This is a genomic window from Flavobacterium araucananum, assembly GCF_002222055.1.
GTDB lineage: Bacteria > Bacteroidota > Bacteroidia > Flavobacteriales > Flavobacteriaceae > Flavobacterium > Flavobacterium araucananum.
The window spans coordinates 1-785 of record NZ_MUGS01000126.1; the positions used below are offsets into that span (position 1 = coordinate 1).

At 30.2% G+C, this 785-nt stretch carries 2 protein-coding genes; one reads left to right on the forward strand and one right to left on the reverse strand.

Going from position 1 to position 785, the window contains the following annotated elements:
- Positions 1-89 precede the first annotated feature (89 nt).
- Positions 90-260, forward strand: a complete 171-nt coding sequence (locus tag B0A64_RS25365) for a PG1828 family lipoprotein (protein WP_165769881.1) — start codon at positions 90-92, stop codon at positions 258-260.
- A 119-nt stretch (positions 261-379) separates the two neighbouring features.
- On the opposite strand, the gene B0A64_RS24760 is transcribed toward B0A64_RS25365, so the two are convergent.
- Positions 380-754 carry a DUF1508 domain-containing protein gene (locus B0A64_RS24760; RefSeq protein ID WP_089482101.1) on the reverse strand — a complete coding sequence of 125 codons (375 nt, stop codon included), beginning with the start codon at positions 752-754 and terminating at the stop codon, positions 380-382.
- Positions 755-785: the final 31 nt, after the last annotated feature.

Sequence of the window (785 nt, forward strand, 5' to 3'; positions counted from 1 at the left end):
TTTAAAAAAAAAATAAAAAAATATTTTACATATTAAAAAATTTATATCTTTGCCACGAATTAATAATTAACCTTTTATAATAAAGTAAGATGAAAAAAGTATTTTTAAGTTTAGCTGTTGTTGCTGTTTTAACTGTTGTTTCTTGTAAAAAAGCTGATGCTGCAGCTACTGAGTCTGTAGATTCTACTGCTGTTGCTGTTGATTCTGCTGCTGCTGTAGTTGATTCTGCTGCTGCTAAAGTAGAAGAAGTAAAAAAATAATTAGAACTCAGTTCTAAAGATTTTAAAACCATCCTTGAGATGGTTTTTTTTGTGGTTAATTTTTTACAATTAATCATGTAGCAAAAAAAAAAAGCGATTGCCACGGCAATCGCTTTTTTTTATTCCTCTACCTCATCTTCAATGAGCTCATCTTCAAAAATAGATTCACTCGAAGAGAAATCCAAAATCTCCGATCTCGAAGCATACGTTACAATTTCTTTAATCCCTTTTTGCAAAAGCAATTCTGTAGTGTATTTACGACTTGTTGCAAAATGAAGCTCGCCCAACATCAACTTAAAGAAATACTTCCCTCCTGAGCCTTTAAATTTTAAAAACCGAGCTAATTCTATACTGACTTTAAATTTTTCGATATCTTCTTCGCACTCAAATTTCAATTCATAACTCAAGCTCGTAAATATCACTTTGCCTTTTCTGGAAGTAAACACGAACTTATACTCATCGTTAAACCTTTTACTTATTACAAAAGCACCCATTTATTATTTTAGATTTTAAATTGTTGATTGT